Origin of the sequence: Streptomyces sp. NPDC051218 (assembly GCF_044455475.1) — a bacterium.
GTDB lineage: Bacteria > Actinomycetota > Actinomycetes > Streptomycetales > Streptomycetaceae > Streptomyces.
Window position 1 is genome coordinate 1 of sequence record NZ_JBITEU010000014.1, and the last position, 26,382, is coordinate 26,382.

At 67.9% G+C, this 26,382-nt stretch carries 25 protein-coding genes and 2 pseudogenes; 11 read left to right on the plus strand and 16 right to left on the minus strand.

The genetic code is table 11. The annotated features are described in order from the left end of the window. Window positions 1-347, minus strand: a 347-nt coding sequence (locus ACIBCK_RS34495; RefSeq protein WP_399396703.1) for an ATP-binding cassette domain-containing protein, incomplete at its 3' end; no start/stop codon positions are given. 399 nt (window positions 348-746) lie between these two features. Here ACIBCK_RS34495 and ACIBCK_RS34500 point away from each other — a divergent pair. Next, window positions 747-1,682 (plus strand): LysR family transcriptional regulator, encoded by a 936-nt coding sequence (locus ACIBCK_RS34500; RefSeq protein ID WP_399396705.1) that lies wholly within the window; start codon window positions 747-749, stop codon window positions 1,680-1,682. A 24-nt stretch (window positions 1,683-1,706) separates the two neighbouring features. Here ACIBCK_RS34500 and ACIBCK_RS34505 read toward each other — a convergent pair whose 3' ends face one another. The 3 genes from ACIBCK_RS34505 to ACIBCK_RS34515 form a co-directional block, all read right to left on the minus strand. Then, window positions 1,707-2,444: a D-Ala-D-Ala carboxypeptidase family metallohydrolase gene (locus ACIBCK_RS34505; protein WP_399396706.1), complete on the minus strand. Its 738-nt coding sequence runs from the start codon at window positions 2,442-2,444 to the stop codon at window positions 1,707-1,709. A 202-nt stretch (window positions 2,445-2,646) separates the two neighbouring features. Next, window positions 2,647-3,510 carry a DUF72 domain-containing protein gene (locus tag ACIBCK_RS34510; protein ID WP_399396708.1) on the minus strand — a complete coding sequence of 288 codons (864 nt, stop codon included), beginning with the start codon at window positions 3,508-3,510 and terminating at the stop codon, window positions 2,647-2,649. A 54-nt stretch (window positions 3,511-3,564) separates the two neighbouring features. Then, window positions 3,565-4,314 carry an ANTAR domain-containing protein gene (locus ACIBCK_RS34515; protein ID WP_399396709.1) on the minus strand — a complete coding sequence of 250 codons (750 nt, stop codon included), beginning with the start codon at window positions 4,312-4,314 and terminating at the stop codon, window positions 3,565-3,567. Between the two features lie 326 nt (window positions 4,315-4,640). Between ACIBCK_RS34515 and ACIBCK_RS34520 the strand changes: the two genes are divergently transcribed. Then, window positions 4,641-5,129, plus strand: a complete 489-nt coding sequence (locus ACIBCK_RS34520) for an SDR family NAD(P)-dependent oxidoreductase (RefSeq protein WP_399396989.1) — start codon at window positions 4,641-4,643, stop codon at window positions 5,127-5,129. Between the two features lie 144 nt (window positions 5,130-5,273). Here the strand turns inward: ACIBCK_RS34520 and ACIBCK_RS34525 are convergent, their stop codons facing one another. Next, window positions 5,274-5,942 (minus strand): methyltransferase domain-containing protein, encoded by a 669-nt coding sequence (locus tag ACIBCK_RS34525; RefSeq protein ID WP_399396711.1) that lies wholly within the window; start codon window positions 5,940-5,942, stop codon window positions 5,274-5,276. Between the two features lie 249 nt (window positions 5,943-6,191). Between ACIBCK_RS34525 and ACIBCK_RS34530 the strand changes: the two genes are divergently transcribed. Together ACIBCK_RS34530 and ACIBCK_RS34535 are read left to right on the plus strand one after the other, a co-directional pair. Next, window positions 6,192-7,628, plus strand: a complete 1,437-nt coding sequence (locus ACIBCK_RS34530; protein WP_399396712.1) for an FG-GAP repeat protein — start codon at window positions 6,192-6,194, stop codon at window positions 7,626-7,628. A 223-nt stretch (window positions 7,629-7,851) separates the two neighbouring features. After that, entirely contained in the window at window positions 7,852-8,820 is a 969-nt protein-coding gene (locus tag ACIBCK_RS34535) for an NAD(P)-dependent alcohol dehydrogenase (protein ID WP_399396713.1), read from the plus strand. Window positions 8,821-8,917: 97 nt separating this feature from the next. Here ACIBCK_RS34535 and ACIBCK_RS34540 read toward each other — a convergent pair whose 3' ends face one another. After that, a complete protein-coding gene (locus ACIBCK_RS34540) occupies window positions 8,918-10,483 on the minus strand; it encodes an alkaline phosphatase D family protein (RefSeq protein ID WP_399396714.1) in 1,566 nt (521 codons plus the stop codon). Next, window positions 10,480-11,058, minus strand: coding sequence for a phosphoesterase (locus tag ACIBCK_RS34545; protein WP_399396716.1), 579 nt, complete (start codon window positions 11,056-11,058; stop codon window positions 10,480-10,482). The genes ACIBCK_RS34540 and ACIBCK_RS34545 overlap by 4 nt, the downstream gene beginning before the upstream one ends. A gap of 334 nt (window positions 11,059-11,392) precedes the next feature. Here ACIBCK_RS34545 and ACIBCK_RS34550 point away from each other — a divergent pair, with 334 nt between their 5' ends. Continuing rightward, a complete protein-coding gene (locus tag ACIBCK_RS34550) occupies window positions 11,393-11,989 on the plus strand; it encodes a GNAT family N-acetyltransferase (protein ID WP_399396718.1) in 597 nt (198 codons plus the stop codon). A gap of 475 nt (window positions 11,990-12,464) precedes the next feature. Here the strand turns inward: ACIBCK_RS34550 and ACIBCK_RS34555 are convergent, their stop codons facing one another. Beyond that, the gene (locus ACIBCK_RS34555; protein WP_399396720.1) at window positions 12,465-13,115 is read right to left on the minus strand and encodes a TetR/AcrR family transcriptional regulator; all 651 of its coding nucleotides are present in this window, start codon (window positions 13,113-13,115) and stop codon (window positions 12,465-12,467) included. Between the two features lie 117 nt (window positions 13,116-13,232). Here ACIBCK_RS34555 and ACIBCK_RS34560 point away from each other — a divergent pair, with 117 nt between their 5' ends. Both ACIBCK_RS34560 and ACIBCK_RS34565 read left to right on the plus strand, forming a co-directional pair. Continuing rightward, window positions 13,233-13,931: a hypothetical protein gene (locus ACIBCK_RS34560; RefSeq protein ID WP_399396722.1), complete on the plus strand. Its 699-nt coding sequence runs from the start codon at window positions 13,233-13,235 to the stop codon at window positions 13,929-13,931. Window positions 13,932-14,091: 160 nt separating this feature from the next. Beyond that, window positions 14,092-14,400, plus strand: a complete 309-nt coding sequence (locus tag ACIBCK_RS34565) for an NUDIX domain-containing protein (RefSeq protein ID WP_399396724.1) — start codon at window positions 14,092-14,094, stop codon at window positions 14,398-14,400. A gap of 289 nt (window positions 14,401-14,689) precedes the next feature. Here ACIBCK_RS34565 and ACIBCK_RS34570 read toward each other — a convergent pair whose 3' ends face one another. Then, the gene (locus ACIBCK_RS34570; RefSeq protein WP_399396725.1) at window positions 14,690-16,159 is read right to left on the minus strand and encodes an MFS transporter; all 1,470 of its coding nucleotides are present in this window, start codon (window positions 16,157-16,159) and stop codon (window positions 14,690-14,692) included. A gap of 212 nt (window positions 16,160-16,371) precedes the next feature. Here ACIBCK_RS34570 and ACIBCK_RS34575 point away from each other — a divergent pair, with 212 nt between their 5' ends. Beyond that, window positions 16,372-16,707, plus strand: coding sequence for an ArsR/SmtB family transcription factor (locus ACIBCK_RS34575; RefSeq protein ID WP_399396726.1), 336 nt, complete (start codon window positions 16,372-16,374; stop codon window positions 16,705-16,707). A gap of 773 nt (window positions 16,708-17,480) precedes the next feature. Here ACIBCK_RS34575 and ACIBCK_RS34580 read toward each other — a convergent pair. Together ACIBCK_RS34580 and ACIBCK_RS34585 are read right to left on the minus strand one after the other, a co-directional pair. Beyond that, on the minus strand, window positions 17,481-18,053 hold the full coding sequence (locus tag ACIBCK_RS34580) for a hypothetical protein (protein ID WP_399396728.1): 573 nt from the start codon (window positions 18,051-18,053) through the stop codon (window positions 17,481-17,483). Between the two features lie 354 nt (window positions 18,054-18,407). Next, a complete protein-coding gene (locus ACIBCK_RS34585; RefSeq protein ID WP_399396729.1) occupies window positions 18,408-18,683 on the minus strand; it encodes a hypothetical protein in 276 nt (91 codons plus the stop codon). Window positions 18,684-19,011: 328 nt separating this feature from the next. Between ACIBCK_RS34585 and ACIBCK_RS34590 the strand changes: the two genes are divergently transcribed. After that, window positions 19,012-19,692 (plus strand): hypothetical protein, encoded by a 681-nt coding sequence (locus tag ACIBCK_RS34590; RefSeq protein WP_399396730.1) that lies wholly within the window; start codon window positions 19,012-19,014, stop codon window positions 19,690-19,692. Window positions 19,693-20,009: 317 nt separating this feature from the next. On the opposite strand, the pseudogene ACIBCK_RS34595 reads toward ACIBCK_RS34590, so the two are convergent. Further along, window positions 20,010-20,249: pseudogene (locus ACIBCK_RS34595) on the minus strand (LysR family transcriptional regulator); the annotation flags it as partial. A gap of 448 nt (window positions 20,250-20,697) precedes the next feature. Here ACIBCK_RS34595 and ACIBCK_RS34600 point away from each other — a divergent pair. Further along, window positions 20,698-21,396, plus strand: a complete 699-nt coding sequence (locus ACIBCK_RS34600; RefSeq protein ID WP_399396731.1) for a Clp protease N-terminal domain-containing protein — start codon at window positions 20,698-20,700, stop codon at window positions 21,394-21,396. A gap of 179 nt (window positions 21,397-21,575) precedes the next feature. On the opposite strand, the pseudogene ACIBCK_RS34605 reads toward ACIBCK_RS34600, so the two are convergent. From ACIBCK_RS34605 to ACIBCK_RS34615, 3 genes and pseudogenes are all read right to left on the minus strand, one after another. Next, a pseudogene (locus tag ACIBCK_RS34605) lies at window positions 21,576-22,169 on the minus strand (transcriptional regulator); the annotation flags it as partial. A 113-nt stretch (window positions 22,170-22,282) separates the two neighbouring features. Continuing rightward, on the minus strand, window positions 22,283-23,323 hold the full coding sequence (locus ACIBCK_RS34610; RefSeq protein ID WP_399396732.1) for an NAD(P)/FAD-dependent oxidoreductase: 1,041 nt from the start codon (window positions 23,321-23,323) through the stop codon (window positions 22,283-22,285). 400 nt (window positions 23,324-23,723) lie between these two features. Further along, window positions 23,724-24,173 carry an SgcJ/EcaC family oxidoreductase gene (locus ACIBCK_RS34615; protein WP_399396733.1) on the minus strand — a complete coding sequence of 150 codons (450 nt, stop codon included), beginning with the start codon at window positions 24,171-24,173 and terminating at the stop codon, window positions 23,724-23,726. 91 nt (window positions 24,174-24,264) lie between these two features. Here ACIBCK_RS34615 and ACIBCK_RS34620 point away from each other — a divergent pair, with 91 nt between their 5' ends. Beyond that, window positions 24,265-24,765, plus strand: a complete 501-nt coding sequence (locus ACIBCK_RS34620; protein ID WP_399396735.1) for a MarR family winged helix-turn-helix transcriptional regulator — start codon at window positions 24,265-24,267, stop codon at window positions 24,763-24,765. Between the two features lie 49 nt (window positions 24,766-24,814). Here the strand turns inward: ACIBCK_RS34620 and ACIBCK_RS34625 are convergent, their stop codons facing one another. After that, window positions 24,815-26,332: a hypothetical protein gene (locus ACIBCK_RS34625; RefSeq protein WP_399396736.1), complete on the minus strand. Its 1,518-nt coding sequence runs from the start codon at window positions 26,330-26,332 to the stop codon at window positions 24,815-24,817. Between the last annotated feature and the right edge of the window lie 50 nt (window positions 26,333-26,382).

A 26,382-nucleotide genomic window follows, 5' to 3' on the forward strand; every position in this document is an offset into this window, starting at 1 on the left:
TTGGGCAGGTGGTGCAGATCGGCCATGAGGAGCATGTTCTCCTCGCCGGTGATCAGGCCGTCCACGGCGGAGAACTGGCCGGTGACACCGATCGCCGCACGCACGGCCTGGGGGTCGGCTGCCAGGTCGTGGCCGCCGACGTGCAGGTCCCCGCCGTCGGCCGTGATGAGGGTGGAGAGGATCTTCACGGCGGTGGTCTTGCCCGCGCCGTTCGGCCCGAGCAGCGCGAAGACGGAACCTGCCGGGACGGTGAGATCGATGCCGTCGAGCACGGTCTTGTCGCCGTAGGACTTGTGCAGACCGGTGGCGGAGATGGCAGTCAGGTGCCCACCTCCCTGTCGGGACACGAAGGTTTGCGTGGAAATGACATACGACATGAGGCCCTCCCGTTTTGAAGGCTGTAGGTACGAAAAAGGTTCGAGTACGTCGTGGCTGAGGTGAGCCAGGAAGGTGCTCGCAGGTGCAGCTGCTGAGCACGTGCTCGCCGCACCGGCAGCGGGTGCTACGCGCGCGGAAGTTGAGGGGCGGTCAGACGCCGACCGGTGACACCCACCACTGCACGAAGTGGTTCACCACGGCGTCGCGGCTGGTGAGTCGCACGACCGACGCAACGATGTTCATGCGCTGAGCTCCTTCTTCGCCGCCGTCTGTCGTCACGGACAAGCATCGACAACGCGGGAAGGCGGATCAACGTCGTATCCTGCAACGTCACTTAACACAGCGGTTCATGATGCGGGGGCGGGAGCGTGGAGCTGCGGGAGATAGAGATCTTCCTGGCCCTGGCGGAGGAACTGCATTTCGGCCGCACGGCTGACCGACTGCATGTCACTCCGGCCCGCGTCAGCCAGGCAATCAAGAAGCAGGAACGCGTCATCGGCGCCGAACTGTTCAAACGCACCAGTCGCAATGTCCAACTGACACCCATCGGCGCGCAGCTCAGGGACGGTCTCGCCGTCGGCTATCAGCACATCCAGGAGGCGCTGGCCGCCGCGAGCGCTGCCGGACGGGGGATCAACGGGGAGCTCCACATCGGCTATGCGACCGCATGGTGCGGCAATCTCATCGTGGCGGCCGCGGACACCTTCCGCGCCCGCCACCCCGACTGCCGGATTCACATCTACGAGTCCCCCCTGCTCGAACCGCTCGGCCCGATGCGCGACGGCAGCCGCGATCTTCAGCTCATCGAGCTGCCGATCGACGAGCCCGACATCGTGAACGGTCCAGTCCTCTTCACTGAGCCTCGCGCGTTGATCGTCCCCGCTGACCACCCCTTCGCCGAGCGGGAGACGGTGTCTCTGGAGGATCTCGCGGAGGCCCCTCTGATCACGATCACCGGCCAGCCCCAGTACTTCCTCGACCTCCACTACCCCCACCGCACACCGCAGGGACGGCCCATCCCCCGTGGCCCGTCGACCACCGCTTGGCAGGAGGTGCTCACCATGGTCGGCGCGGGCAAAGGCGTTTCCCCCACCAGCGCACGCGCGGCGCACTACTACTCACGCCCGGACATCGTCTACGTGCCCTTCAGCGATGCGCCGCCGGTCGAGTACGGCCTCCTTTGGCCGGCCGCAGCGAACACCCCGAGGCTGCGCGCTTTCGTTCGGACCGTCGTCGAAACGGCCGCTTTGCAGGTCACGGCGCCGACGAAGTCGGCCGGAAGGCGCTCCCTGACCGGGGAGTAGGCCGGGAGCGCCCGCCGGCGTGTTTCAGATGCCGCAGCTCGACGCGGACCAGAAGCGGCTGGGGCGGTGATCGAGGTGGGTGTGGTCGCTGTGACCCGGGTAGCCGGGGCCGAGGATTCCGTTGAAGCCGTGGTTGCGGGCCTGCTGGGCGAGTCGGCACAGTGAGTGCGGGCCGGAGCCGAGGTCGGCCGCGTCGCCGTACAGATGGCGGCTGCCGGCCGCTCCGCCGACCGCGTCGTTGCAGGCGTGTGAGCGGAAGCCGCTGGTCACGCGGATGGGCTGGTCGCCCAGTGCGTGCCGCAACGCTTCAAGTTTCCACATGGTGCGCAACGCGTTGGACTTCGCGGTGCTCGCGCTCACCGCGCCGCCCGCCCAGGTGGAGTTGCAGGTGTTGAGCTCGGCGTAGGTGAAGTGGATCGGTGTGCAGTCGTTGTCCTGGAGGGCGTAGATCTTGCTGAAGGTCGCCGGACCGGCGACGCCGTCGGCAGCCAGTCCGTAGGCCGACTGGAACCGCTTGACGGCGGCAGTCGTCGCCGGTCCGTAGGCGCCGTCGATGGAGAGCACGCCGCCGTTGCCGGCGTGACCCGCCACCCGAATCTGCAACTGCGTCACATCGGCGCCCGAGGCCCCTTGGGACAAGGTGCGCGACCATGTGTAGCAGCTGTCGGCCTGAGCGGTTCCGGCGGTGGCGATGACACCGCCCAGGGTGGCGGCAATGAGCATGACAAGTGAGAGAACAAGTCGTGCGGTGCGTCTGGGCATCGGGGCACTCCATGAGGGGTGGGGGAGGGGCGGGGGGTGCGCACGTGCGTTCCGAGCCTGGCGGGTGGCACGGCGCACGTCAACGGGACGTGGGCGACCGTCATTTGTCGGCCCAATGGCGGTGCCGACCGTGCCGGTGAGGTGCGTCCTTCGAGCCGGCCTGCCACCGGTCACGTACGCGACAGGTCACGTACGCGACCGGTCACGTACGCGACCGGTCTGCGTGCAGCAGACGGTCCATCTGCTCGGCGGCTCCGACCGAGGCGCGGCCGCAGCAGTTGTTGAACAGCACGTGCACCCGCTCCACTCGCCCGGCCAGCTCGCGCAACCGGGGCAGCCACGCGGTGAGTTCGTCTTCGGAGTACGTGTACCGGAAGCGGTCCTCCTTGCTCCCCCGGCCCCACGACGTGCTGCGTCCGTGGAATCGCACGACGGACAGCCGGGAGGTGCTGACAGGTGTGACAGGCGGCAGCGAAGAAGGCAACCCCTGGGCCATGTCCACGGCCACGGTGGCCATGCCGTACTCCGCGAGCAGTGCGCGCGTGGACGCGGCGGCCCGATCGGAGCGCCACCAGTCGGGGTGCCGGAACTCCACGGACACAGGCCAGTTGGCCGTACGTCGCGCCGTCTGCGCCAGGATCCGCTCGGCCCGGTCCCCGGGTCGCAACCACGGCGGAAACTGGAACAGCACGCTCCCGAGCCGCCCGGCCTTCCGCAACGGTTCGACTCCCGCGGCGAACAGCGACCACACCTCGTCGAGCACGCCCGGGTCCTTGGTGTCGGCCGGCAGCCCGTTGGGCATCACCGACTCCCGGGTGGGATGCCCGGTCAGCAACGAGAACGCCTTGACGTCAAATGTGAAACCGTCCGGCGTCCGCTCCGCCCACAGACGGCTGACGCGCTCTTGTGGCAGGGCGTAGTACGACGCGTCGGCCTCGACGACCGGAAACCGGCCGGCGTAGTAACGCAGCCGTCCCTCGGCATCTCGCTGCCCCGACGGAAACCAGCCGCTGCGCACCAAGGCCGGGTCGGTCCACGAGCACGTGCCCACGAGAATGTCACCCATACAAGATCGGGTACCCATCGCGGGTGGGTCTGCCCGTGATACTCCGTGTGGGTGCTACTCGCTCCATTCCGCGTCGGCCTGGCCGGACAGGTCGATGCGCCCGTCGATGACGTCGCGGGCGACCTCGGCGGCCTTGCGTCGATGAGAGCGGGCGTACTGCCGCAAGAGCCGAAAAGCTTCCTCCGTAGTGAGACCGTGCCGCGCGGCAAGGGCGCCCTTGGCCTGCTCGATCAGGACCCGGCTGGTCAACGCGCCCTGCAGCTGGGCTGCCTCGGCGCGGCTCTCCAAGGTCTTCTGCTGCAGCGACAGCGCGTGCGCGGTGATGCTCGCCAGAGAATGGACGCAGGCCAGCAACTGTTCGTCCGCCGGAGCGCTGTCCGGCGCGCCGAGCAGCACGAGTGCGCCGACCGGGCTGCCGTGACCGGCCAGGGGCAGTGCCGTCACCCGGCCGTAGTGCAGCGCAGTGGCACGCGGCGCCCAGCGTGGCCAGAGCGCCTGTGCGCCCGGTCCGGTCACATCCACGTCGACCAGTGGGCGGCCCGCGGCCTGCGCGTCGTGACCGGGCCCCTCGTTCCAGGCCAGGGCATCGGCCGCGAGGTCCTGCAGGGCGGTGCTGGTCCCGTCCGTCTGCCCGGCCGACCCATCGCACGGTCGATAGCGTACGAGTGCTCCGTGGGAGCCGTAGATGCGCCGACCGCTGCGTGTGCACGTGCGCAGCACCCTTTGCGTGTCGAGTGGGTCCGTCGCTGCCAGCTCCATCAACTCGGCGAACAGGGCCGCGAGTTCCTCTGGCATCAGCGTCATCGCAGGAATCCCTCGGCAGGCAGAATCTTGACTGTTCCTCGACGATAACCAAGACATCCACCTGGCACGCCGATCCTGTGTACGTCTGCACCACTGATTCGGCAGAGGTGGTCACTGTCCTGCACGGTGTCCGAGGACGGAAGTAGGTCCGTCCCGCGTCCGCGAAGGACTGGCCACTATTCTCAGCCCCGTGCCCGACATCCAGGTGGGGTCTGCAGATGCCCCGCTTCTGAACCGCACAGTTGTCAGTCCGTCAGTTCTCGTACAGAGGGGGACCCGTGCTGCTCGCCAACAAGACAGCGATCGTCCATGGCGGTTCCGGAGCGGTGGGGGCGGCTGTTGCTCGCGCCTTCGCTCGTGAAGGCGCTGCCGTACACCTCGCTGGACGAACCGTGCCTCCCCTCGACGACGTAGCACGGCGTATCCGAGGCGATGGCGGGGTCGCTCACGTCGCACAGTTGGACGCGGTGGACCGAGAGGCCGCAGACCGCCATGCCGACGCGGCGGCTGCGGGCAACGGCATCGACATCTGTTTCAACGCCACGGCCAACGACGACGTGCAGGGCAGCCCGCTGGCAGACATGGCCGTCGCTGATGTGATCCGCCCGGTCACGAAGGCGGTGACGACCACGATCACCACGGCCACCGCAGCGGCCCGTCACATGATCGCACATCGCGTGGTCCGCCCTCACCGGCGTCTGCCGGCAACTCGCGGCGGAACTCGGTCCGCTAGGCATCCGCGTCGCCTGGCTGCTCTCACCGTGGTTCTCCCGCGCCCGGCGGGGAGAACCGTGCCGATGAGGGGGCGCTCCTGACCGAGCGCCCCAGCTACGACGACGTGGCCAACGCCGCGGTCTTCGCCGCCTCCGACTGGGCCCGCACGATGACCGCCACCGAACTCAACCTCACCGGCGGCCTCGTACCGGACTGACAGCGCGCCCGCTGTACCTCAGCGGTCCCTAGGCAGGGCGCTCGGCCATGACGACCACGCCCGGCCCGGCCTGCTCGTTCGCGGGGAGGCGGAGTTCGGCCACGGGGCGAAGGCCGGCCTGCTCGATCAGGTCGATGAGCTGTTCGGGCCGCCACTGATGTGTGGTCCAACGAACGGGCACTCCTCCGTACGCCTCGGTGCGCACCTTGTCCTGGTCGCCGACGTGGGTGGCGGTGATGAAGTGGCCGCCCGGCTTCAGGGCGCGCGCGAACAGGTTCAGGACCTGCGGCAGGACATCGCGGGGGAGATTGAACAGTGACCACCACCCGAGCACCCCGCCGAGGGACGCTTCATCGAGGTCGAGCTCGGTGGCGGAGGCGACACTGAAGCGGCACCGCGGGTGCAGACGGCGCGCGTTTTTGACCATGCGGGGTGAGAGGTCCACCCCGGACACGTCGAGTCCGCGCTCGGCGAGGTAGCCGGTCACCGTGCCGGGTCCGCAGCCGACGTCCAGGACGGGCCCGAGGTCGCCGACGGTGTCGGCGAAGGCGTCGATCGATGCCTTGAGCCAGGGATGACGGCGGATGTCGCCCATGCCCGTCGTGGCCAGCAAATGGGCGTAGTTGTCGGCCACTTGGTCATAGGACTCACGGACGACGTCGAGATCGGCAGGGCGGTCGATATGGCGTGCGGTCATCGGTCCACCATAGGACGGATGCCGCGGATGGTGAGGTGCCCGGTGAGTGAAGCTTGGCGTTGCACAGCCCGTGGTGTCTGTCCCGTGGTTTCTGCGCAGAGCTTCCTCCCGGCGGACCTAGCGGGGGAACTCGCGCTCCCGCTAGCCGTGTTCACCGTGCGGCAACCTTCGCACAACCCTTCGTACGCCTCGTGAGTCACATTCCCGAAAGCCCTTTCCTCGCGTTTCCCTGACCAACGGAGTTCCACCGTGCGTGTACGAACCCTGGCCGCCACCGCTGTCGTAGCGGCACTCACCGCCACCGGTCTGACCCTGCCGCTCGCCGGAAGCGCCGCGGCTGCGACAACTCCGCGGTTCGACTTCAACGGCGACGGATACACGGACATCGCCGTCGGCATGCCCAACGCCACGGTGGACGGCAAGGCCAAGGCCGGTTACGTCAGCGTGATTTACGGCGGCCCGCAGAGCCCGAGCCAGTCCACCGGCGTCATCAGTCAGGCCGAGGCCGGCATCCCCGGCACACCCGAGGCAGGCGACCGTTTCGGCTCCTCCGTGGCACCCGTCGACGTGAACGGCGACGGCGTCTTCGAGCTCGTCGTCGGGGCCAGCGGCGAGTCGCTCACCTCGGAGCAGCTCAGGGACGAGGGCACCATCACCGTCCTGGACGGCTCGGAGGGGAACGTCAAGGGCACCACCGTGGCCAGAGGCGCGGGCGAGTTCAGCAGCATCGGCGACACCATCGCGACGGGCGACTACGACGGTGACGGCGACACCGACCTCGCGTACGGCGAGAACGGCGAGGAGCACGGTTCGCTCCGGTACAGGCCGGGCCCGCTCACCGCCGACCCGGTGACCACGACCACCCTGCGCAGTTACAGCATGGGCGGCCGCACCCACGACCTGGCCACCGGCGACTTCGACGGTGACGGCCGGGACGACCTGGCCACCACCTGGAAGGCCATGGAGGGCTCCGGCACCTTCATCACACGCTGGGACGACCAGGCCGAGCCCGCCCAGTGGTGGGCCGACGGCGACCGCGGCAGTGCGCTCGCCGCCGCCGACTTCGACCGGGACGGCACGGACGACCTGGCGGTCGGCCTCGTACAGCCCAACCCCGAGACGGAGACCACCCACTGCGAGGACCGCATCGGCGGCGCGGTGCTCCTGCTCAAGGGTTCGAAGAGCGCAGACTTCGGCACCGAGAACGAGTGCGTCACGCAGTCCACCCCGGACGTCGGCGGCTCCGCGGAGGAGGGCGACGACTTCGGCGCCGCACTGTCGGCCGGCGACCTGAACGGCGACAGCCGTCCGGAGCTGGTGGTCGGCGTGCCCGGCGAGGACGTGGGCGCCGTGAAGGACGCGGGCGGATACGTCACCTTGAACGGCACGGAGCACGGCCCCCAGGGCGGTCTGGCCCGCAGCCAGAGCACCCCGAACATGCCCGGCACGGCCGAGGCGGGCGACCGCTTCGGCGCCCGGGTGGCCGTCGGCGACTACAACCGCGACGGACTGTGGGACACCGCGGTCAGCGCACCCGGGGAGAACGCCGGCGAGCCCAGGTCGGGCGGCGTCTGGTTCGCGCCGAGCAGCACCGAGGAGACGTACCCGGTGGGCAAGTCACTGACCCCGTTCGGCTTCGCGCTGCCCAACGGGGCCATCAAGTACGGCGAAGTAATGGGGTCTTGAGGGTGATGGGACTGCGGTGACGCGGGGCGGCGCGCCGCTGTTTCAGGCGGCGCGTCGCGGCGCGCGCCGTTCCGGCCGATGGAGGGGATGCCGGCGGCCGGTGCTCGTATGTGAGCCGTCAGTGGTGACTTATGGGGGACAAATGGGGGGCTCGGAGGCTGGTCAGTAGGTTGAACCGGCGCGATGCTCGGGGGCAGCAGTATCCCCACCAGGAGGGCCCCCCATGAAGGCCATTGCACAGGACTCCTACGGCACAGCCGACGGCCTGGAACTACGCGCCATCGACCGGCCCGTTCCCCGTGACGACGAAGTGCTGGTCCAGGTGCGTGCCGCTGGGGTGGACCCGAGCATCCTGCACCTGATGACAGGCAAGCCCTACATCGCCCGCCTGGCCTTGGGGCTGCGCAGGCCCAAGAATCCGGTTCGCGGCTGGGACCTCGCCGGAGCCGTCGAGTCGGTCGGTGCGAAGGTGACGCGTTTCGAGCCGGGGCAGGAGGTCTACGGAGTCGGCGACGGCTCCTTGGCCCAGTACGCCTGCGCCAAGGCCGACAAACTCGCACCCAAGCCCGCCAACTTCACCTTCGAACAAGCCGCGGCTCTCCCCGTCTCAGGCGTCACCGCCTACCAGGCCCTCAGTGGCAAGGCGCGCCCGAAGCCAGGGCAGAAGGTCCTTGTCATCGGCGCCTCCGGAGGCGTCGGGACCTATGCCATCCAGCTCGCCGTCTCCTGCGAGGCCGACGTCACCGCTGTCTGCGGCCCTGGCAGGGCGGACTTCGTGCGAGCCCTGGGCGCCAGTGACGTCATCGACTACACCAGCGGGGAAATCACCGACGCCAAGCAGCTGTTCGACATCATCCTCGACGCCGCCGGCAACCGCCCGCTGTCCCTGCTGCGCCGGGCACTGGCCCCCACAGGCGTTCTGGTGATGGCCGGGGGAGAGGGCGGCGGTGACTGGATGGGCGGCATGGGACGCCAGCTCGGCGGGTACGCGCTCTCACCGTTCCTCGGGCAGACCCTGCACAGCCTCGTCGCGAGGGTACGCCACAAGGACCTGATGACCCTCAAGAATCTCGCTGAGGCCGGCACCATCGCACCGGCCATCGACCGCACCTACCCCCTCGCCGAAACCGTCGCCGCGATCAAGCACCTGGAGACGGGCCATCCCCGGGGCAAGATCGTCGTGGCCGTATGAGTGGCAACCGATCTCGGCAAGGTGCCGCCCGCCGCGTGTGAGATGAGGGCCGCCGGTGCCCGGGACTGTTGGGTCCGGAGCACCGGCAGGTGGTGGGTCAGTCCCGTCGGTACTGAGCGGGCGAGTCCTTGGTGGCATCGTCCTCGTAGGACCCGCTCCTGCCCCGGTCCACGTGGAATGTCGTCAGCGTGCTGACGGGAGAACGCGGGTCGCGGCGGTCGTCGACGACGCGCATGTGTGCGCTGAACCGCTGCGGCGTCACCTCGTACACGTCGTAGCCGTACCGATTGCCCTCGAAGTACTTCAGATGCGGATTGGCCTGGCCCATCAACGGCCCGTTGGTGGCGTTCCAGTCGGCCGAGTACGCGCCTGAGGTCACCGAGTGGGCGGTGAACTCCGTGCCGATCAGCGGGGATTGTGGCTCGTCGAAGTCGGTGCGGATGTCGTCGACGAACGCGGAGTGCCAGTCACCGGTGATGACGACCAGGTCCTCAAGACCACTCTGATGCACGTGCCCCAGGACTTCCTTGCGCTCGGCGAGGAAACCGTCCCACTGGTCGGTGAACATGTACGAGCCGCCAGGGCGACCCCTCAGCTGGCTCAGCATGATCGAGTTGGCCCATACGTGCCAGGCGTCGGGGGCGCGGTCCACGGTCTTCTTCAGCCACGTCTTCTGCTCGGCGCCCAGGATGGTGCCGTCCGGCAGGTTCTGCGCCGAGCGGTACGAGCGCAGGTCGAGGACGGCCAGCTCCAGCAGATCGCCCCAGCGCCGCACCCGGTGGATCTCGGGGTCGGGCAGCGCCGAACCGCCGAAGGAGTCACGGTGCGGCATGTGCTCGAACCACGCCTGGTACGCGGCCGCGCGGCGCCGCATGAACGGGGCGCCGCCCCCGGTACCGCTGTAGTCGTTGACGACCTCGTGGTCATCCCAGGTCAAGAACCACGGATGGGCGGCGTGCGCCTCACGTAGTGATGCGTCGCCCTTGTAGAGAGCGTGACGTTTGCGGTAGTCGGCGAGGGTGAGGATCTCCGGGCCGTCGTGATCGCGTACGTGCTCCTCGGGTACGCCACCGACTTGGCCGTGCTCGTAGATGTAGTCACCGAGATGGACGACGAAGTCCAGGTTCTCGCGAGCTATCCCACGATGCGCGGCGTAGAAACCGTCGTGGAACGCCTGGCAGTTGGCGGCCGCGAAGGTGACCTTGGAGACGCGGCCGCGCGGCGCTGTCTTCGTACGCCCCACGCGGGATGTCGTACCGAGCGCCTTGAACGCGTACCAGTAGTGGCGGCCGGGGGTCAGGCCGCTCACCGGGACGTGCACGCTGTGGCCGAGCGTCGCCGAGGCGGGGGCCGTGCCCCGGGCGACGACGTGGCGCAGCCGGGCGTCCTTGGCGAGGACCCATTCGACCTCTACGACCTCGGGAAGTTTCTGCTCGGCGGCAAGCGGTTCGGGCGCGAGTCTGGTCCACAGCACCACGGAGTGCGGCTGCGGATCACCGGAGGCGACGCCGAGCGTGAAGGGCGCGCGGTCGTACTCGGCTCCCAGGTTCTCGGCGGCCTCGCGGGCCTGGGCAGGGGTGAGGCCAGGGGCGAGCGGCCAGGCCAGGTTGAGCGCGCCGACGGCCGCGGCGGACTTGAGCAGGTCACGGCGGTTGACGGTCATCGGCGGTCTCCGGTGGCGGTGAGGGTGAGGGAAAGGGCGTCCGCGTAACCGTCGTTGGAGGTGCCGCTGCCGCTGCGCGTGAAGACGAGCAGGACCCGCGCCGAGCGGGCTGTGGGCGGCACGGCGGCTTCGGCCGTGCGTTCAAGGAGCCCGGTTTTGCCCTGCCGGTCGACTGCGCCGACAGGTCCAAGGACACTGAGGGCGACAGGCGTGCCCTTGGCATCGCGGAACTCCACGGACAGGCGCGCGCCGTCCTCCTGTCCGGCGAAACCGCCGAGCCAGCCGGCCAGCGTGTAGCGGACCTTGCCCCCGTCGACGGCGCGGCGTCCGGTGGGGCCGCTCCTGGGCAGGTCGATGTCCTGCACCAAGACGGTGCGCGGGCTGTTGCCGCCCGAGTAGAAGCGGCTGCCGCGGCGGGCCGGGCCGGGGTCCGACGCGGTCGGGTAACCGCCGCCGAGACTGTAGGCGATGAGCGCCGGGGCTCCCTGAGTGACTTTCCAGCCGTGGACCTTCGATACGGGGTCGGCGGTGCCGCCGGCCCCGCTCTCCGCGTCGCCGTTGACGACGAGATTCACGCGCGCCTCCTGTGATCGGTGAGTTGAGCGCGGTCAGCCCACCAGCCCCGCATGAACCAGGAGAAGTATTCCGGCGAATTCTGTTACCGCGGCTGCTTCGGCCGCGTGCTGTCAGGGCCCGGGCACCGGGGAACTGCCGTGTGCAGACCCGTTCGCTCGACTGGATCGGACGGGCGGTCCGGAGGGACAAGGCGCCGGGCGGCGAACGCACTCCACCTCGTCACCCGAGCCCGCGCCGGATCCCGCTCCATGCGCGGACACCTAACGGAACGTCACGGAGTCGGCTCGCAACGCATGAGTGACTATCAGGGCGTCGGCCTGTCACCAATATCCGGTGGCGGGCGCCGCCTCCCGTGGTGAGGATCGCGGCATGGACATCTTTCTGGAGACCGATCGCCTCGTGCTGCGGGCGTTCACCGAGGCCGACGTCGACCATCTGCTCGCACTGGACAACGACCCGGAAGTCATGCGCTTCATCAACGGTGGCCGACCCACGAGCCGCGAGGTGATCCAAGCCCGGACGTTGCCCAGGCTCCTCCACGACTACCCGTGTTTCGGGACGCGCGGCTACTGGGCCGCGCAGGAGAAGGACACCGGAGCCTTCTTGGGCTGGTTCGAATTTCGCCCCCTGGATGATCACAGCCCCGCTGCGGTGGAGCTCGGTTACCGGCTGAACAAGGCTGCCTGGGGCAGCGGTTATGCCACGGAGGGGGCACAGGCCCTGATCCGCAAGGGATTCACGGACCTCGAGGTAGAGCGGGTGACCGCGAACACCATGACGGTCAACGCGGGATCCCGACGCGTGATGGAAAAGGCGGGCCTGTCCTACCTCCGCACCTTCTCGGGCGACTGGCCGGAGGCGATCGAAGGCTCCGAGCACGGAGAAGTCGAGTACGAACTCACCCGAACCAGCTGGGAGCAAGGCTCATAGAAGCCAGCCCGGACAGACCCCGGACACGCAGAGTCGCCCCGAAGTTGAGCGCGGCAGGCCAGATAGACGAAGAGCTGCGGCGTCAACTTCTCGTACTGGGGCATAGGTGCCGGCAGGGGTGAAGTGATGTGAGGGAGGGAAGGGCGAATGATCTCAATCAGCGCGGCCATCACTGATAATCCGCCGGTGACGATAGCCGTACTCGTGATCGGCGTCGCTATCGTTGTCTTCGCCATAGTGCGGGGGCGAAACAAGTGAGCCACCAGGTCCAGTGGTATCTCCGAAATACCTCTGAGAAGGGACGGCAGAAGATGTTCGCCCCTTGAAGGCCGCCAAGTTCCTCGCGCGGGACGGCGATGTGCGCTACGACAGCTTGGGTTTCCACGTCACCGCGTGAGGTGCGTCCTCAGGTGGCGCCGCTGGCTGTGATGAGCCGACGGCGAGTGTGCCAGACCCGCGGCGGTCGCGGGGCGGTTCAGGTGCGGGAGGTGCCCCGCTTGTCGGGCGTCAGAAGATAGGCGATCGCCATGTCGCTGAGTTCGTTCGCGTAACGGCGTTGCGCCGCCTCGCCAGTTGCCGGGTCGGGCCGTACGGAGTTGTGGAAACAGGCGCCGAGGACAGCGCGGGCAGCGGTGTCCAACGCTCCCTGCGGGTCGGAGCGGCGGATCTCGCCCGCGTAGGGAGCCGCTGCTTCGAGCAGGAGCCGGTGGATCGCGGTGATGGCGCGGGCCCCGCGGTCCGTGGGGTGGGCCCCTCGCGCGCGCAGCAGCGCGGGAAAGAGGCTGGTGCTGTCGGCGAAGGACTGCAGCAGGGCGTGTGCGTAGGCGTCCATGACGCCGGACAGTGAAGGCGCAGCCTGACTCAGCTGCTCGGCCACGTACTCTTCGCGGCGGTCCAGCATGCGCTCGGTCAGCGCGTTGATCAGCTGCTCTTTGTCCTCGAAGCGCCGGTAGATCGTGCCCACCGAAACGCCGGCACGTTCCGCGACGCCGGAGATCGTCATTTCATCGAGGCCGACCGCGGACGCGACCGCCTCGGCTGCCTGCAGCACGCGAGCCAGTGTTGCAGCGCTGCGCGCCTGCTGGGGCTGGCGGTAGGGCGCCCGAGGGGCGTGCTCACTGCTCATGTCCCGCATCGTATCTACGGCCGTCTCGGCCGAGGCTCTTGACAAGAGGCGGCCCTCTCTACATACGCTCGTGATGCGAATGTGAATTCACATTCGCATCATAGAGGAGGTTCGACCATGCCTGACATGCAGACGCCCGCAGCTGTCACTGTGACGCTCGAAGCGGGGCCCGCCGGCCCCGGTAGCATCGATGACTTCGAGCTGTTCTACGCCCGCCGTGCCCTGGACCGCTTCAGGACGCGACTGGGCAGCCAGGGCCTGCTCGATCTGCTGGCCGCGGACATCGAGGAAGGCAACGCTTTTCTGCGGGAGTGCGCACGCACCTCCGACGGAAAGTTCAACGCGGGTACGACGGTGCTCCAGGCCCACGGCCTGACCTCCGCCGAATTCCTGACCTGGATGAATGGCGCCTTCGCAAGCGACGACCCGCACCCGCTGCTCGCGGCGCACCCCGAGCACTACGTGATGGGCCACGACGACATCGGGGCGCGCGTAGTGGAGAACATCGGCCCCCACGTCTGTTCCTTCTACATGGGTGGCTGGGGCACTTCCGCGATGGCCTGGGCCGAGAACGCGGAAGAGCTCCTCCCGGAGTCGGAATTTCCGCGCAAGATGTCCTCCAATCTCTTCCTGGAGGACGGCACCGTCGTCGGGCGGGCACTGATCCAGTTCGGCGACACCGCCGAGGGCTTCACCGCAAATCTGACGGTCTACTTCCCCACGTCCTGCCCGAAGGACGTCCTGGATCACCACCTGCGGCACTACACCGTCGAGTTCAGGAACTGGATGGTCGCTGCGGCAGCGGCACGATCCTGACCTGATGGCCGGGCGGGCGGCGCCCTCTCCGTGTTGGACGGGCGGGTGAGGATGGGCAACATCTTCGAACTCTGGGCGTCCTCGCCGGTGTTGGGTTGGAATTCTGGGCCTTTCGGCAAGGTCTTGATCAACATTCCAGGTACCGCATAGCGTCAGGACGGTGGAAACAACGAGCCGGCCCGCAGCCCGGGTCATCTGCCTGGATGCTGCCTACCGCCTGCTACTTCTGCACTGGCGCGATCCGTTCAGCGGGGCATGGCTCTGGGAGCCGCCTGGTGGCGGCATAGAGCCTGGCGAGACACCACTGATGGCGGCACGGCGTGAACTGGTCGAAGAGACTGGCCTCGACCCGGCACCTGTCCTTGACCGGTCTGTGCTCGTCGACCGTGATGTGCAGTGGAACGGCAGCGGTATGTCGGGACGGAACACTTCTTCGTCGCTCGATTTGCGGACGACCAGCCGTCCCTGACGCGAACTGGCCTGCTCCCTGACGAGCAGGCCAACCTGGACACGCACGCTTGGGTCGCGTGGTCGGATCTGGCCTCACTGCCAGACCCGGTTGAGCCGCCGCAGTTGCTGACTGTGCTCGACGCCCTGATGCCGGCCGGCCCGTGGTGTGAGCGCGATTTCGCATGAGGTGCGGTCACCACGAGTTCTGGCCCAGGGGCGGCGGGTGAGGGTCAGCTGGTAGCTCGACGGGCAGCAATTCCGCCGTCCCCGGCCTGCGCATTCCCGAGTGAACCGCACCGGGTGCCTGCTTACCGCGCCGTGAGGACGGGGTCCTCTGCGGAGGTCCGGGTGGGGGTGCAGGTCTTGCGTGGCAGGCCCAGTGTGATGAGGAGGCCCAGGAGCATGCCTGCCGCGGTGAGCAGGACGACGATGAACTCTCCGTCTGCGGTGGCCTCCCTAAGGGCATCGCCTGCCTTGCCCCCGGTGCCGACGTCGGCGATGACAGTCAGGATGGCCAGCCCGATGGCGTTGCCAATGTTGAGGGTGGTGGATGCCATGCCGTTGGCGATGCCCTGCTCGTTGGGGGCGACGCCGGTAGAGGCAGCGATCCACATGCCGGTCCAGACGATGCCCTGGCCAACTCCGGAGAGGATCAGGCCCGGCAGTGCCGTGAGGTAGCTGGCCTCGGCGTCGAAGCCGAGAGCAAGGATGGCGGTGCCGACGGCGCCGATGATGAAGCCCGCGATCAGGGTGGTGCGGGTGCCGAGGCGGGTGGTCAGACGCTCACCGACTTGGGTACCCGTGGCGATCGCCACAGACGGGACGAGGAACGCCAGCCCGGTCTGCAGGGCGCTGTAGCCGTGCACGTTCTGCATCAAGACTGTCAGGAAGTAGGGCAGCGTGCCGAAGGTGGCCATGTAGAGGAAGGTCACGGTCATGCCGACGCTCAGGTTGCGATTCCGAAAGAGGCGGAAGGGCATGAGCGGGTCCTTGCTGCGCGCCTCGATGCCCGCAAAGGCGACGAGGAGAACCACGGCGGCAGCGAAAGCGACGATTACCGTCGCCGAGGACCATCCCATCTCCGGGCCTTCGACCAGAGCGAAGACCAGGAGGGTGGAACCGCCGGTGGCGGTCAGTGCGCCGGGCAGGTCAAACTTGCGCTTCTCGGTGCGCTGCGCATCGCGCGGGATGACGGCGAGTGCGGCCAGGGCTACGGCGCCGGCGAGCGGCACGTTCACGTAGAAGACGGCCGGCCAGCCGAAGCTCTCGGTGAGGATGCCGCCGAGTAGTGCGCCGATGGTCAAGCCGCTGGCTCCGGCACCACCCCAGACGGCGAGCGCCTTGTTGCGCTTGGGGCCTTCCTCGAACAGCGTGTTGATCAGAGAGAGCGTCGAGGGCAGCAGCAGCGCCCCGCCGATGCCCTGAACGGCGCGCGCGGCGATGATGACGGCCGGGCTCTCCGCCAATCCGCCGGCTAGGGATGAGACGGCGTAGATGGTCAGGGCGAGGATGAAGACCCGGCGACGGCCGAAGAGGTCTGCTGCGCGCCCGCCCAGCAGCAGGAAGCCGCCCGCCAGGACGACGTAGGCGCTGACCACCAATTGTTGGGTCTGGCCCGGGAACCCGAGGTCCGCGCCGATGTCGGGTAACGCGACAAAGACAATGTTGAGGTCGAGGGAGAAGATCAGCTGCGCCAGGGCCAGTAGCGCCAGGCTCCAGCCCGGACGTTGCGGCCCCGAGACATGTGCGACTGTCGCCAGCGTGGGTGAAGTGGACATGGGAAGTCAGCCCCTCTTGTGTCATGGGCGGGCAGCCCGTTCAGTACGACTGTTCGTATCTTTACGTACAGTCGGCTAGTTGTGCAACAGGGTCTCTCCCTGCCACCGCGTCTGTGGCAAAGTCGTGGGAACTCCCCTCGCGGACCTGCCACTTGGGGCGACCGCTTTTGACCAGAGGTCAGATAGGGCGACTGTCGCGGTACAGTTGGACAATGACTTCCCGTCACCCCGATCGCGATCAGATCCGGATTGAGGCCGTCCTCTCCGCACTTGGGCACCCCATGCGGTTGGCCGTCGTCCGCGTCTTGAACGACGGAGGGGAACACAACTGCGGCAGCATTCTGGACGGCGTATCGAAGTCGACTATGACCCACCACTGGCGAGTCCTGCGCGACAGTGGCGCCATCTGGCAGCGGCCCTCAGGCAGGGAGAACCTGCTTTCCCTGCGGCGCGAGGACCTCGACGCCCGCTATCCGGGCCTGCTCGACGCCATCCTCGAAGGGGCCCGGCTCGATGCCGAGTCCGACCGAGGTGCGAAGCTCCCGTAGTGCTTTCTTCTGTGCAACGGCGCTCGGCATCCGAAGCGTTCACTGAGAGCAACTTGCGGCATTTCCCGGACGCCTGCAGATGACCCGGTGCCGTGAGGGCGGTACTTGACGACTACCGCCTGCCGCTTGCTTGGGCACGCGGAATGACGACGCAGACGCCGTACAGGACTACAGGCTCACCACGCCCACTGTCATCCTGCGGTAAGAGCAGGATCTGATCGGCGGCCTACCGGTGGAGGGCATCTGATGCCTCCTCCACTCCTCGGCTCACATACCACCTGTCCCAGACCGCGGGTACCCGTCGAAGAGCCACCCGGTCAGCTCGGATACCGATCGCTGAGCTACTACGGCTGTGAGATGGCGGGGTGGTGGCCAAAGCTATGCCAGCAGTGGGCGAGACCTCCAGAGCGGCACATATGCTCAGGTTGGCGCCTACATGCCTGAGGTTCTGGCGCGCCGACAAGGGTGACTCAGGCCGAGCGGAAGACGGTTGCGCGGCCTCGGGATCTCCCGACGGCCGGCAGACGGAGCCGGTTCAACGAGACGGTGAGTAGTTCACGTGCTCGGCTGGAGTGTGAAGCTGAGCGCTTCGGGCGGTCAATGGCCGGCGGGATCGGCGGCGGTCGGTCACAGCCGAGGTCGACGTCGATCAGCGGCGCCGGTGCCCGCGCGCCGGCCCGTCCCGGCCGCGGACTAGGCGGCCGGAACGGCGCGAGGCGTTCAGCGTTGGCTGTGCGCCCGCGTCAGCAACACCCGCGACAGCAACACCCTCGTCAGACCGAGCGGGTGCCGCTGAAGTCGTAGTGGCGTACCCCCTTGCCGTCCTCGTCCCAGTTGAGCTTCAGTGCGCCATCGGCGTACGCACTCTTGCTGCCCACGTACTTCTTCGCCGTGGAAGTGCTCCACGAACCGTTGCCGCTGCCGTTCATGCCCGCCAGGTTGTCCTGGATGTAGAAGGTCTTCGTGCCCAGGATGGTGTCCGTGCCCGCGTCGGGGTGGGTGATGTACAACCGGAAGTGGGCGCTGTCGAAGGTTTCCGACAGGTCGGTTCCGGAGTACCACGGCGGAGCGTCCCAGCTCACCGTGGCCTTGGCGTAGACGTAACCGCCGGATCGGGCCACGCAGTTCTTGACCGTGAAGTCCCAGTTGTCGCCCCAGGGGCCGGAGTACCCCGCGTCGTCGATCGTCGTGGAACTCGTCTTGCACTTCCAGCTCAGCGCTGAGGCCGGAGCGGCGGTAAGCACCGTCGCGCCGACGATGGTTGCGCCGACCAGCGCGGCCGATACGGCCTTCTTGCTCGCGGATGAGAGCGGCACAGGCCGTGTGCGGCGCAGATTCAGCTTCATGCTTTCCCCTCGTTGGCATCGGTTCGTGCCGATGCAGTTCTTACGCCCGTGACTCCACCGGACCAGGTGTTCGGCTCGGTGGATCGGCGGTTGCTCGGCGCGGGCTCCACCCCAGGGGGGTGACACGCTCACCGACCACACAGCCATCGTCACCCGGCCCGCCAACGGTTCGCCAACAAGGCTCCGTACGATGCCAACGGGGCGAGCGCCGCCGGTGAGTTCAGAGGGGAAGGCTGTGGTCGTCGCACAGCATGTGGCTCCCGGCGCCCGCCTTCACTGCGCCGGGGCATGCTTCGTGCCGCGCAGAATGTGAACTCCGCCCCAAGCAGGTGTTGCTCCAGGCACGGCCCCAGGTCAGCAGTCACCCTCAACGAGTCCGAACCCCTCAGGGAAGCCCTCCAAGAGCTCGCGACGCGATGGGTCGGTCTCTTCCGCAGCCATCGACCCGAGCAAGTCCATGAACTCGCTTCGCTGGTCACTCGACAGCTGAGACACCACAGTGGCGACGCCCTCGAGAACCTTCACCGCGTCATCCGGGTCCATCTGCTCGTCCTCGCACCCCTCAATGAACCACAGGACATCTACCAGGGCCTCTGCCAGAGCACGAGTGAGCGACGGATAACCAGACATGGAATGACCTCCCAGGCGACCTGCATAGCTTGGCCATCTCACCACAGGCGACTGACACCATCGACTCCCCGACCAGAGGTGGGCGTGGACCGGGATGCGCGGCGGTCCGGCGTCACAGTCGTGTCTGGACTTTCGAACTTGTGATGGGAGACGAGAAGTTGATGTGCCGATGGGCACCGAGGAGCCTCTGGGCTCGACGCCCGCGTGACTAAACCCACTCCACTCCACCGGGCAGCCGGCCCTCCCGCAGGCAGGGGCTATCCGCTGGGTGGCGAGTGAGCCAGACTGAGCCCGCCCGGGCACGCGACTACCACTTGGAGCACGTCGGATGAGCAGCAACGTACTGACCATGTACGGGGGGCCGAGACACGTCGACCGCCACGGTCAGCCGAAGGTGGCGAACATGGTCAGCTTCTCCGACACGTCGGGGGCGGCGCCATCGGCCGTGTACGTGGAGCGCGAACTGCCGCCGGGAGGCACGTCCGCTTACCTTGCGGCCCGCGGTGGCGGGGCCCGTTCCTTCGCCCTGTGGTCCGATGACCAGCGCCGGGAGCGGGTGGCCACCTTGGTGACACTGTCGGCCCGCGGCGGAGTCGCGAGATTTCAGGTGCTCGGCGCACGCGGCGAGGTCATCGGCACGCTCAAGCGCGAGAAGGCGCTCCGCGGCTGGAGCCTGCGCACCCGGTGGACCGTGCACCAGCCCGGCGCCTTCGAAGCAGTCGGCTTCAAGGGGAGGATCGTGTGGTGGTGGATGTGGTGGCTCTTGCTCCCACTGATGACGGTGGTCTTGGTGATCAGCGTCTTCGACAGCGTCGCTGGCAACGAGGGTGGCTTCGCACGTGCACCCCGTCGCATCCGGTGGCGCGCGAACGGGCAGGTCCCGCTTGAGTTCAGGTCCAAGGGCGACAAGCTGCACGTGCACGCACCTGGTGTGGACTGGCGGCTCGGGGCAGCGCTGATCGCTCTCCTCCGCAGCTTCAACCCCGGCGCGTGGGACTCGGTGAAGTAGCGATCCCGGGGGACGCTCCGGCAACGGTGCGTGCTGTGCCGCGGAAGCTGTTGTTCCGCGGCTTCACTCCGTAAGGGGACTTCATGTCTGACCAGTGGCCGGGCCCACTGCCCGTCGCCAAGGCCCTAGCTGGGTCTGTATGGCCTGTATGGCCTGTATGGCCTGTATGGCCATGCGCCTCGCCCTGGATGACAAAGGGCAACAGGATCTGAGCCGTAACCTGAGCAGGGACAGCAGATGTGCGCCACGTCGGCAGGCGCTACCGCGGGCCGCGGCGTCCGCATCGTCCACGGTCGGGAAGCACCGGTCACCTGTGCTCAGTGGCGGTACGCGGCCGTCGCGATCTCGGCGAAGGAACGGATCAACGGGTTGGTGTCACCTCCGTTCCACACCGCCACCACTCGGCTCGGCACCATGCCGATCAGTGGGACCACGGCCAACTCCGTGGGCAGGTCGTGTCCGAGCGGGGCCAGGCCGACCGTGCCGTTCCACAGCACGGCCTGCAGGCATTCCTGCACGACGCGCACCACTGGGCCCTCGCGCGGCCTGCCGCCGTTAGGGCTCTGCACCGGTAGCCCAAGGAGGTCGACTGCCACGGGCAACGGTTCACGCAGAAGGAGCTTCGCGGCTGCGAGTCGAAGAAGGGTGACAAGACCATGTGGCTGTAGACAGGTTCTCTCCCTAACTAGGGCTGCAGCAAAGGGAGTCATGGCACACAGGCTGGGCGGGGGACACGATCCGCCCAGCCGTCTTCGGGTGCGCCCCGCCCTGCGCGCCCGCATGGATGCCGTACGCGGCCGCAGCGAGCCGGGGAGCAGCGGCCGAAACAGACACCCTGCCAAGTCTGGAGCTACTTACGGTCGTGCGGTCACCCCCGCGGCAGCGATCGCCCGCCTCCCGGTGCACCCTGCGCTTGGGGGTGGCGGTGGTCGCGCCGTCGGGCAATTCGAACAGAAGAGGCAAGTAGGTCTTGACAGTTGGGAAATGTCAAGGCGTACTTGCCTCATGACTCTTCCAGACCTGGACGATCTCATCGCGGAAGTCGACCGAAGGTGCGACACCGCACACCGCCCCGGCGGACAAGAGCAGCCCGACTGGATCGCCTTGCTCACCGTCGCATCCCAACTCGCAGGCCAGCTGCAGGCCTTGGCAGACGACCTGGTCGAGGACTACGTCGAACACTGCCGGATGCACGGCAACTCATGGACCGACATCGGCACCGCCCTGGGCGTGACCCGGCAAGCGGTCCAGCAACGCTTCCACGCCCCACACAAGCGCTACACCCCCGAGGTCATGACCGACGGCCTCCGCGAGGCGATGGTTCACGTCAAGCAGGCGGCAGTGCACCACCGCAACAACTACATCGGCACCGAGCACCTGCTCTGGGGGCTGACCGGACAGGACAACAGCGCCACTCGACTCCTGCAGGCGGCCGACGTCTCGCCGGACACGGTCCACCGGTCCGTCGAGACGCGGCTGAGCATGGGGGCATCCCAGGCAGCTGAACGGATCGCCTGGACTCCGTACTCCCGCAAGGCCATCGACATCGCGGAGGCGCGATCCGAGCAGAAGGGCTCCGACCGCATCGACTGCGACGACCTGCTGATCGGCCTCGCCCAAGTCGGTCGCGGAGTCGCCGCCGACGTCCTCGCCGAGGCCGGCTTCGACCCGGCTGGCTTCGCCACCGCCCCTGCCGACGCCTGAACCTTCCACAGATCCGACGCTCACCCCCACTCCATGGACTGCGGAATCACGGCTGCCCTGGCGGGACTTGAGCGGGAGAAGGTGAAGGTCCCTCCGTCGGGGCTGCCGCCTTGGCTGCCCTTGGCCGTCCCCTGGGGGTTGGCATTGTCCGCGCCCTTGTCGCTGCGCGCGTGCAGACCTCATTCCGTGGGTGCCTCAGCAGTCCGATACCGGTCGGCCGCCCAGGAAGCGAGGATGCGCAGTCCGTCGTGGGTAGGGGAGCCGACTTCGGCGGTCCAGACGACAAGCTGCTGGTCGGGGTCGGTGCTGGCGGTCAGCGTGTCCCAGTCCAGGGAAAGCTCACCGGCGACCGGGTGGTGGAGAACCTTCGTGCCCACGCTGAGCGTGGCGACATGGTGGGCGGCCCACAACTGGCGGAAGTCCTCGTCCTGCACGCACAATTCGCCGACCAAAGCCGTCAGTCGGGGATCGTCCGGGTACTTCGCCGCTTCCATGCGCAATTGCGCGACCGCAGTACGGGCGACGCTTTTCCAGTCGGCGTACAAGGTGCGCATCGCCGGGTCGGAGAAACGAAGCCGCACGATGGCTGGCGTGGCGGCCCTGTCGTCCTGGACCCTGCGCAGCTGGGGCTGCACCGTCTGCCGGGCCCGGCGGCGCGGCTTCGCAGTCTCCTTGCCTGCCGGGCCGAACAAGTAGCGGCGCTGGTCGGCGACGAGGTGCAGGGCTTGGGCCACGGCCTCCAGCACCGATGCGGAGGGAGGCAGACCTCCCCGCCTATCTGCGGTCGCGCTCAACAACGGCCGTCCGTAGGCGCGGTCCTGTCGGCTGATGAAGGGAGGAGTGGCTGAGCTCCGATTTCCTCGACGAACGTCGTCGAGAAGTGATGTCAGTGGCCGCGAGGACGGCACCGCTTCAGCTCGGGGACGGGCCTGCCGGTTACGAGTTCGTCTGCGATGAGCCGTCCGACGGTGGGCGCCAATGTGATGGCGGAGTGCATGACGGCGACGTAGACGGACCGATCGTGTGTCGCGTATCCGATGACGGGACCGTGAGCGGGCATGGGGCGTCTGGCGGTTCGGTAGCCGAGCAGACTGCACTGGTCGCTCCCCTGGAAAGCCTCCTTCAGTTGCTGGAGCGCGTCCTGAGCGGCCTGCGCAAGCGCTGCCGCCGAGCCTTCAACGTGCGGCACGACCAGCAAGAGCTCACCGTCCCGTACCTCACGGACCTCGAAATCCGGTCTGGCCACGATGGTCTTGACCAGGCCAGGCGGTGCTGTGACCCGCGCGAGGGTGGCCGGGGAAGCGGCAATGGCCAGGTCGGCCGCTAGCGGCACGCAGAGCGTGGGTACGTTGGTTCCGGCAGCAAGTACGACGGTTGCGGCGGCGTGGAGTCCGGTCGAGGTCAGCACTCCCTCCACGCGTCCGCCGGCCACCTGCAAAGAGGTGACTGCGGTGTTATGGAGCACGATTGCTCCGTGAGCCTTGGCGGCTGTGATGAGTGCGTGGGTCATGGCCGTTGGTTCGACGCCTGCGTCGCTCGGGGTGTGGATGGCCGGGGTGAGTGGGTCTCGGAGGTTGGGCTCCAGGGCTGCGATGTCACTTCGTCCGATACGGAATTGGCCTGGACCCGGCCGTTGGCCCTGCGCCGGTGAGTCGGCCCAAGACAGCGAGCCGGTCCAGCGCACGGAGACCTCGGGCAGTTCGCCCTCCAGGCGTCGGTAGTCCGCCCGGACGTACTCGCGGAGATCTTGCGCCCCGCCGGGCCAGTGGCCTCCCGAGCTGCGGATCCAGGCGAAGGAGTCTCCGGTAACCCCCGTGGCCGGTCCAGGCCCCTGCTCAAGCAGGGTAACCGTGACGCCCCGACGGGCCAGGTGGTAGGCCACCGAGGAGCCGACGATTCCCGCACCGACAACAACAACGGCTGACATGAGGTCCTTTCGACAGGCCAACGACCGTTCAGGCTGTGGCTGCAGCCGGCGTGGACTGGCCCGGGGTCACTCGCTTCGCGGGTGGGTGCGCCCGTCGTGCAGGGGCGGTAGACACCGGCGATGCCACAGGCGGGCAGCGGATCGCGAAGCGACCAGGCCACTGCTCCCGGCCGGCCCGCCCGATGTTATCCGGGGTGCGCCCCGAGTTTCAGGAGGCGTTCGAGTTCGGCGTCCTGAACGCGGCCGGTGGCCATGCATGCACCGCGGTGCGCAATGCCCCGTCGGAGTCCACGACTTCGAAGGCGACCTTGCCCATCGCATCGGTAGGCAGCTTACGGTCAGCGGCGGCGGTGTGAGTGTGCTTGCGCCTGCCCGTGCGGGACTTCTGTGGCTACCTCGGTCACTTCTGGGATGCCGGGACGAGAGCAGGGGCGGCCTTGAAGGAGAGGGCCTCCATGAGCGGCATGCGCTTGGTGTTGTGAAAGGCGGCGATGCGCCACTGGCCGTCCTGCTCCCGGACCAGGGTGTAAGTCTGAACCTTGGTCAGCTTCTTGGGCTTGCGGCCCTTGTAGCTGTCGCCGCGGCCGGTGATCACGGCGGTGTCGGGGCCGTAGAAGCGGATGTCCACGATCTCGTCGGCGAGCTGAGTGCCCTTGAGGAACTTGGCGAACAGCGTCCGGTGGCTGTCGATGATGTCGCGGCGCCCCTGGTAGTACGTGCCGACGAACGTGACGTAGGTGGCGTCCTGCGTGAACTGCGCACCGTACGCGTCGGCGTCGTGGCGTCGCCAGGCGTCGATGAGCGAGGTGATGACTGTGGTGACGGCATTCTGGTCGTCCGTGACGGACATGCAGTCCTCCAGGTAGTTACACTGATGCAGATATTGCAGATAGGCATTATCTGCATGTGTGCAGCTAACTACGCAAGGGGTACTCCGGGACATGGCAGACCTGACGCTGGCAGATGAGCACTTGATCTTCCGTCAGTACCTCGACGCTGTGGGGCTCCACGGCATGGCCGGGGCGGAAGCGGTGGGGCTCAGCGCCTCCGAGTGGTATGCGCTCAGCCAGATCGCGTTGGAAGGCACGCTCACCGCGGGAGACTTGGCTGCCCGCACCGGTCTCACCACCGGGGCGGCCACTCGCCTGATCGACCGCCTGGAGCGAGCCGGTTTCGTCCGCCGGGCTGCCGATCCGGATGATCGACGCAAGGTCATCGTCGAGCCGGTGGCCGACTCCCTCGACCAGATCGAGAAGGTGGTCGTGCCTGCCCGGCGCCAGATCGCCGAGGTTCTCGGCCGATACACGCCGGACCAACGCGCCGTTCTCTTCGACTACTTCGCTCACGCCGCCCCTGCCTTCCGGGCGGCCACTGAGGAGATCAGGGACGCAGCAGCACACCGCCGCCAGCGCAAGGGAGGTGCGGCGGCCCGCCGCCCGTAAAGATGGCCGGCCGCAGAGGGCTGGGCGTTTCGTCTGGCGAGCCGGATGACTACAGCTGGGGCACCAGAGCCGACATCACAGCGAACGGTAGCGACGGGTTGGCGGCTGCCGCTTCCGCCACCTGCCAGTCTGTGTAGGTGAGCAGCTCCGCTATGACGTGCGGCGGAAGGGCCGGATGGTTGGCGGCCAGGGGCCGTGCCTGCTTGTCTGCCAAGCAGTTTTGCAGCGCCGGCCCCGTTGCGTTGCGGTGCCGGGCGACCGCGCGAAACATCTTCTTCGGCGGCTGTTCGTGCCGGGTCAGATCCTCCAACAGAGCCGGAGTCGCATCCGGATTGGCCGCCACCATGGCAATGACATGCACTCCGTGCCGGGCGACCATGGCGCGCAACTGCGCCTCGGAGAGGCCTGGGTGCGAAGCGATGGAGTTGACCACTTTCGCGTCGGGGTCGGTGGCCAGCGCGTCGCGGATCGCGGTCGGCAGATCGCGTCGTTGAGCCACGAGCAGCCGCGCGGCCGGCTCCGGCGACTCGGCCAGCTCCGCAACCTCGCCGCAAGAAGCGGCGGCAATCCGCGGCAGCAAGATTGTGCCGATCTTGGTGGTCCTCGCCAGGCGGGTGAGCACGTCGAGCGGCACGCGCGGATTGTGGGCGAGCCTACGCTGCACGTCGTGGCCACGGTCGGCGGAAAGGGCTCGCATCAAAGCCTCATCGATCGCGGGGTTCTCGGCGAGATCGGCCCGGACACCAGGGTCGGGGTCCATGGCGAGCTGTCCGTATACCTCCGACGGTAGATCGGAGCGAGAGGCCAGCGCCCAACGAAGCAGCACGGAAGGGTGATTGACGAAGCGGATGACGGCCTCGGTGGGTGTGGCCGGGTTCTGCAGTGCCATCCGCCGTGTTGCGTGCAGGGTGGACTCATGACTGCCGTCGCAGGAGTCACCCGGCAGCAGATCGCAATCGTTGTGCGGGCAATGCGGGTCGTGCACGAACGGTGTCTCTTCACGGTCACAGACCCGGCAGCGCAGCGCCAAGGGTAGGCCCTCGCCGGTGAGCAGCGCCGCCAGCAGAGATGGGGGCGTCGCCTGGTTGGCCGCTGCCGCGCGACGGACCTCGGCGTGCGGATGCCCCGCGAGCCTTGCTGCGACTCCAGGCGTAGTCCACAAGGCGAGCTCCGCGACGACCCGCACGTCCGCGTCAGCGGCGAGCGTCCTCACCACATCGGAGGGGAGGCTGGAACAGGCAGCTAGCTTCTCCCGGCGCTCGAAGACTGGATCCGCTGCGAAGAGGCGCGCCCATCGCGGGCTGCCAACACCCTCGCAGAGCAAGGCGAGGGCGGCGTGCGGCTGTGCGGCCGGATCGATGTCGGCGATGGTCAGATGGCCCTCGTACGCAAGCCATGCAGCGCTTTCCTCAACGCGGGATGCCAGGGCAACCGCCTGCGCATGGCTGAGGTCCGTACGACGAGCGAGGTCCGCGGCAATCTCTGCGTCTGCCACCTCGACCAGCTGGTCGACGAGCTCGGGCGGCAGGGCGGCATTGGCAGCGAGACCGCACAGAACATGGTTCACAGAGCGCATCTTGCCTGGGCTGTGACCAAATGGCTCGCGGTTCTCGGGCG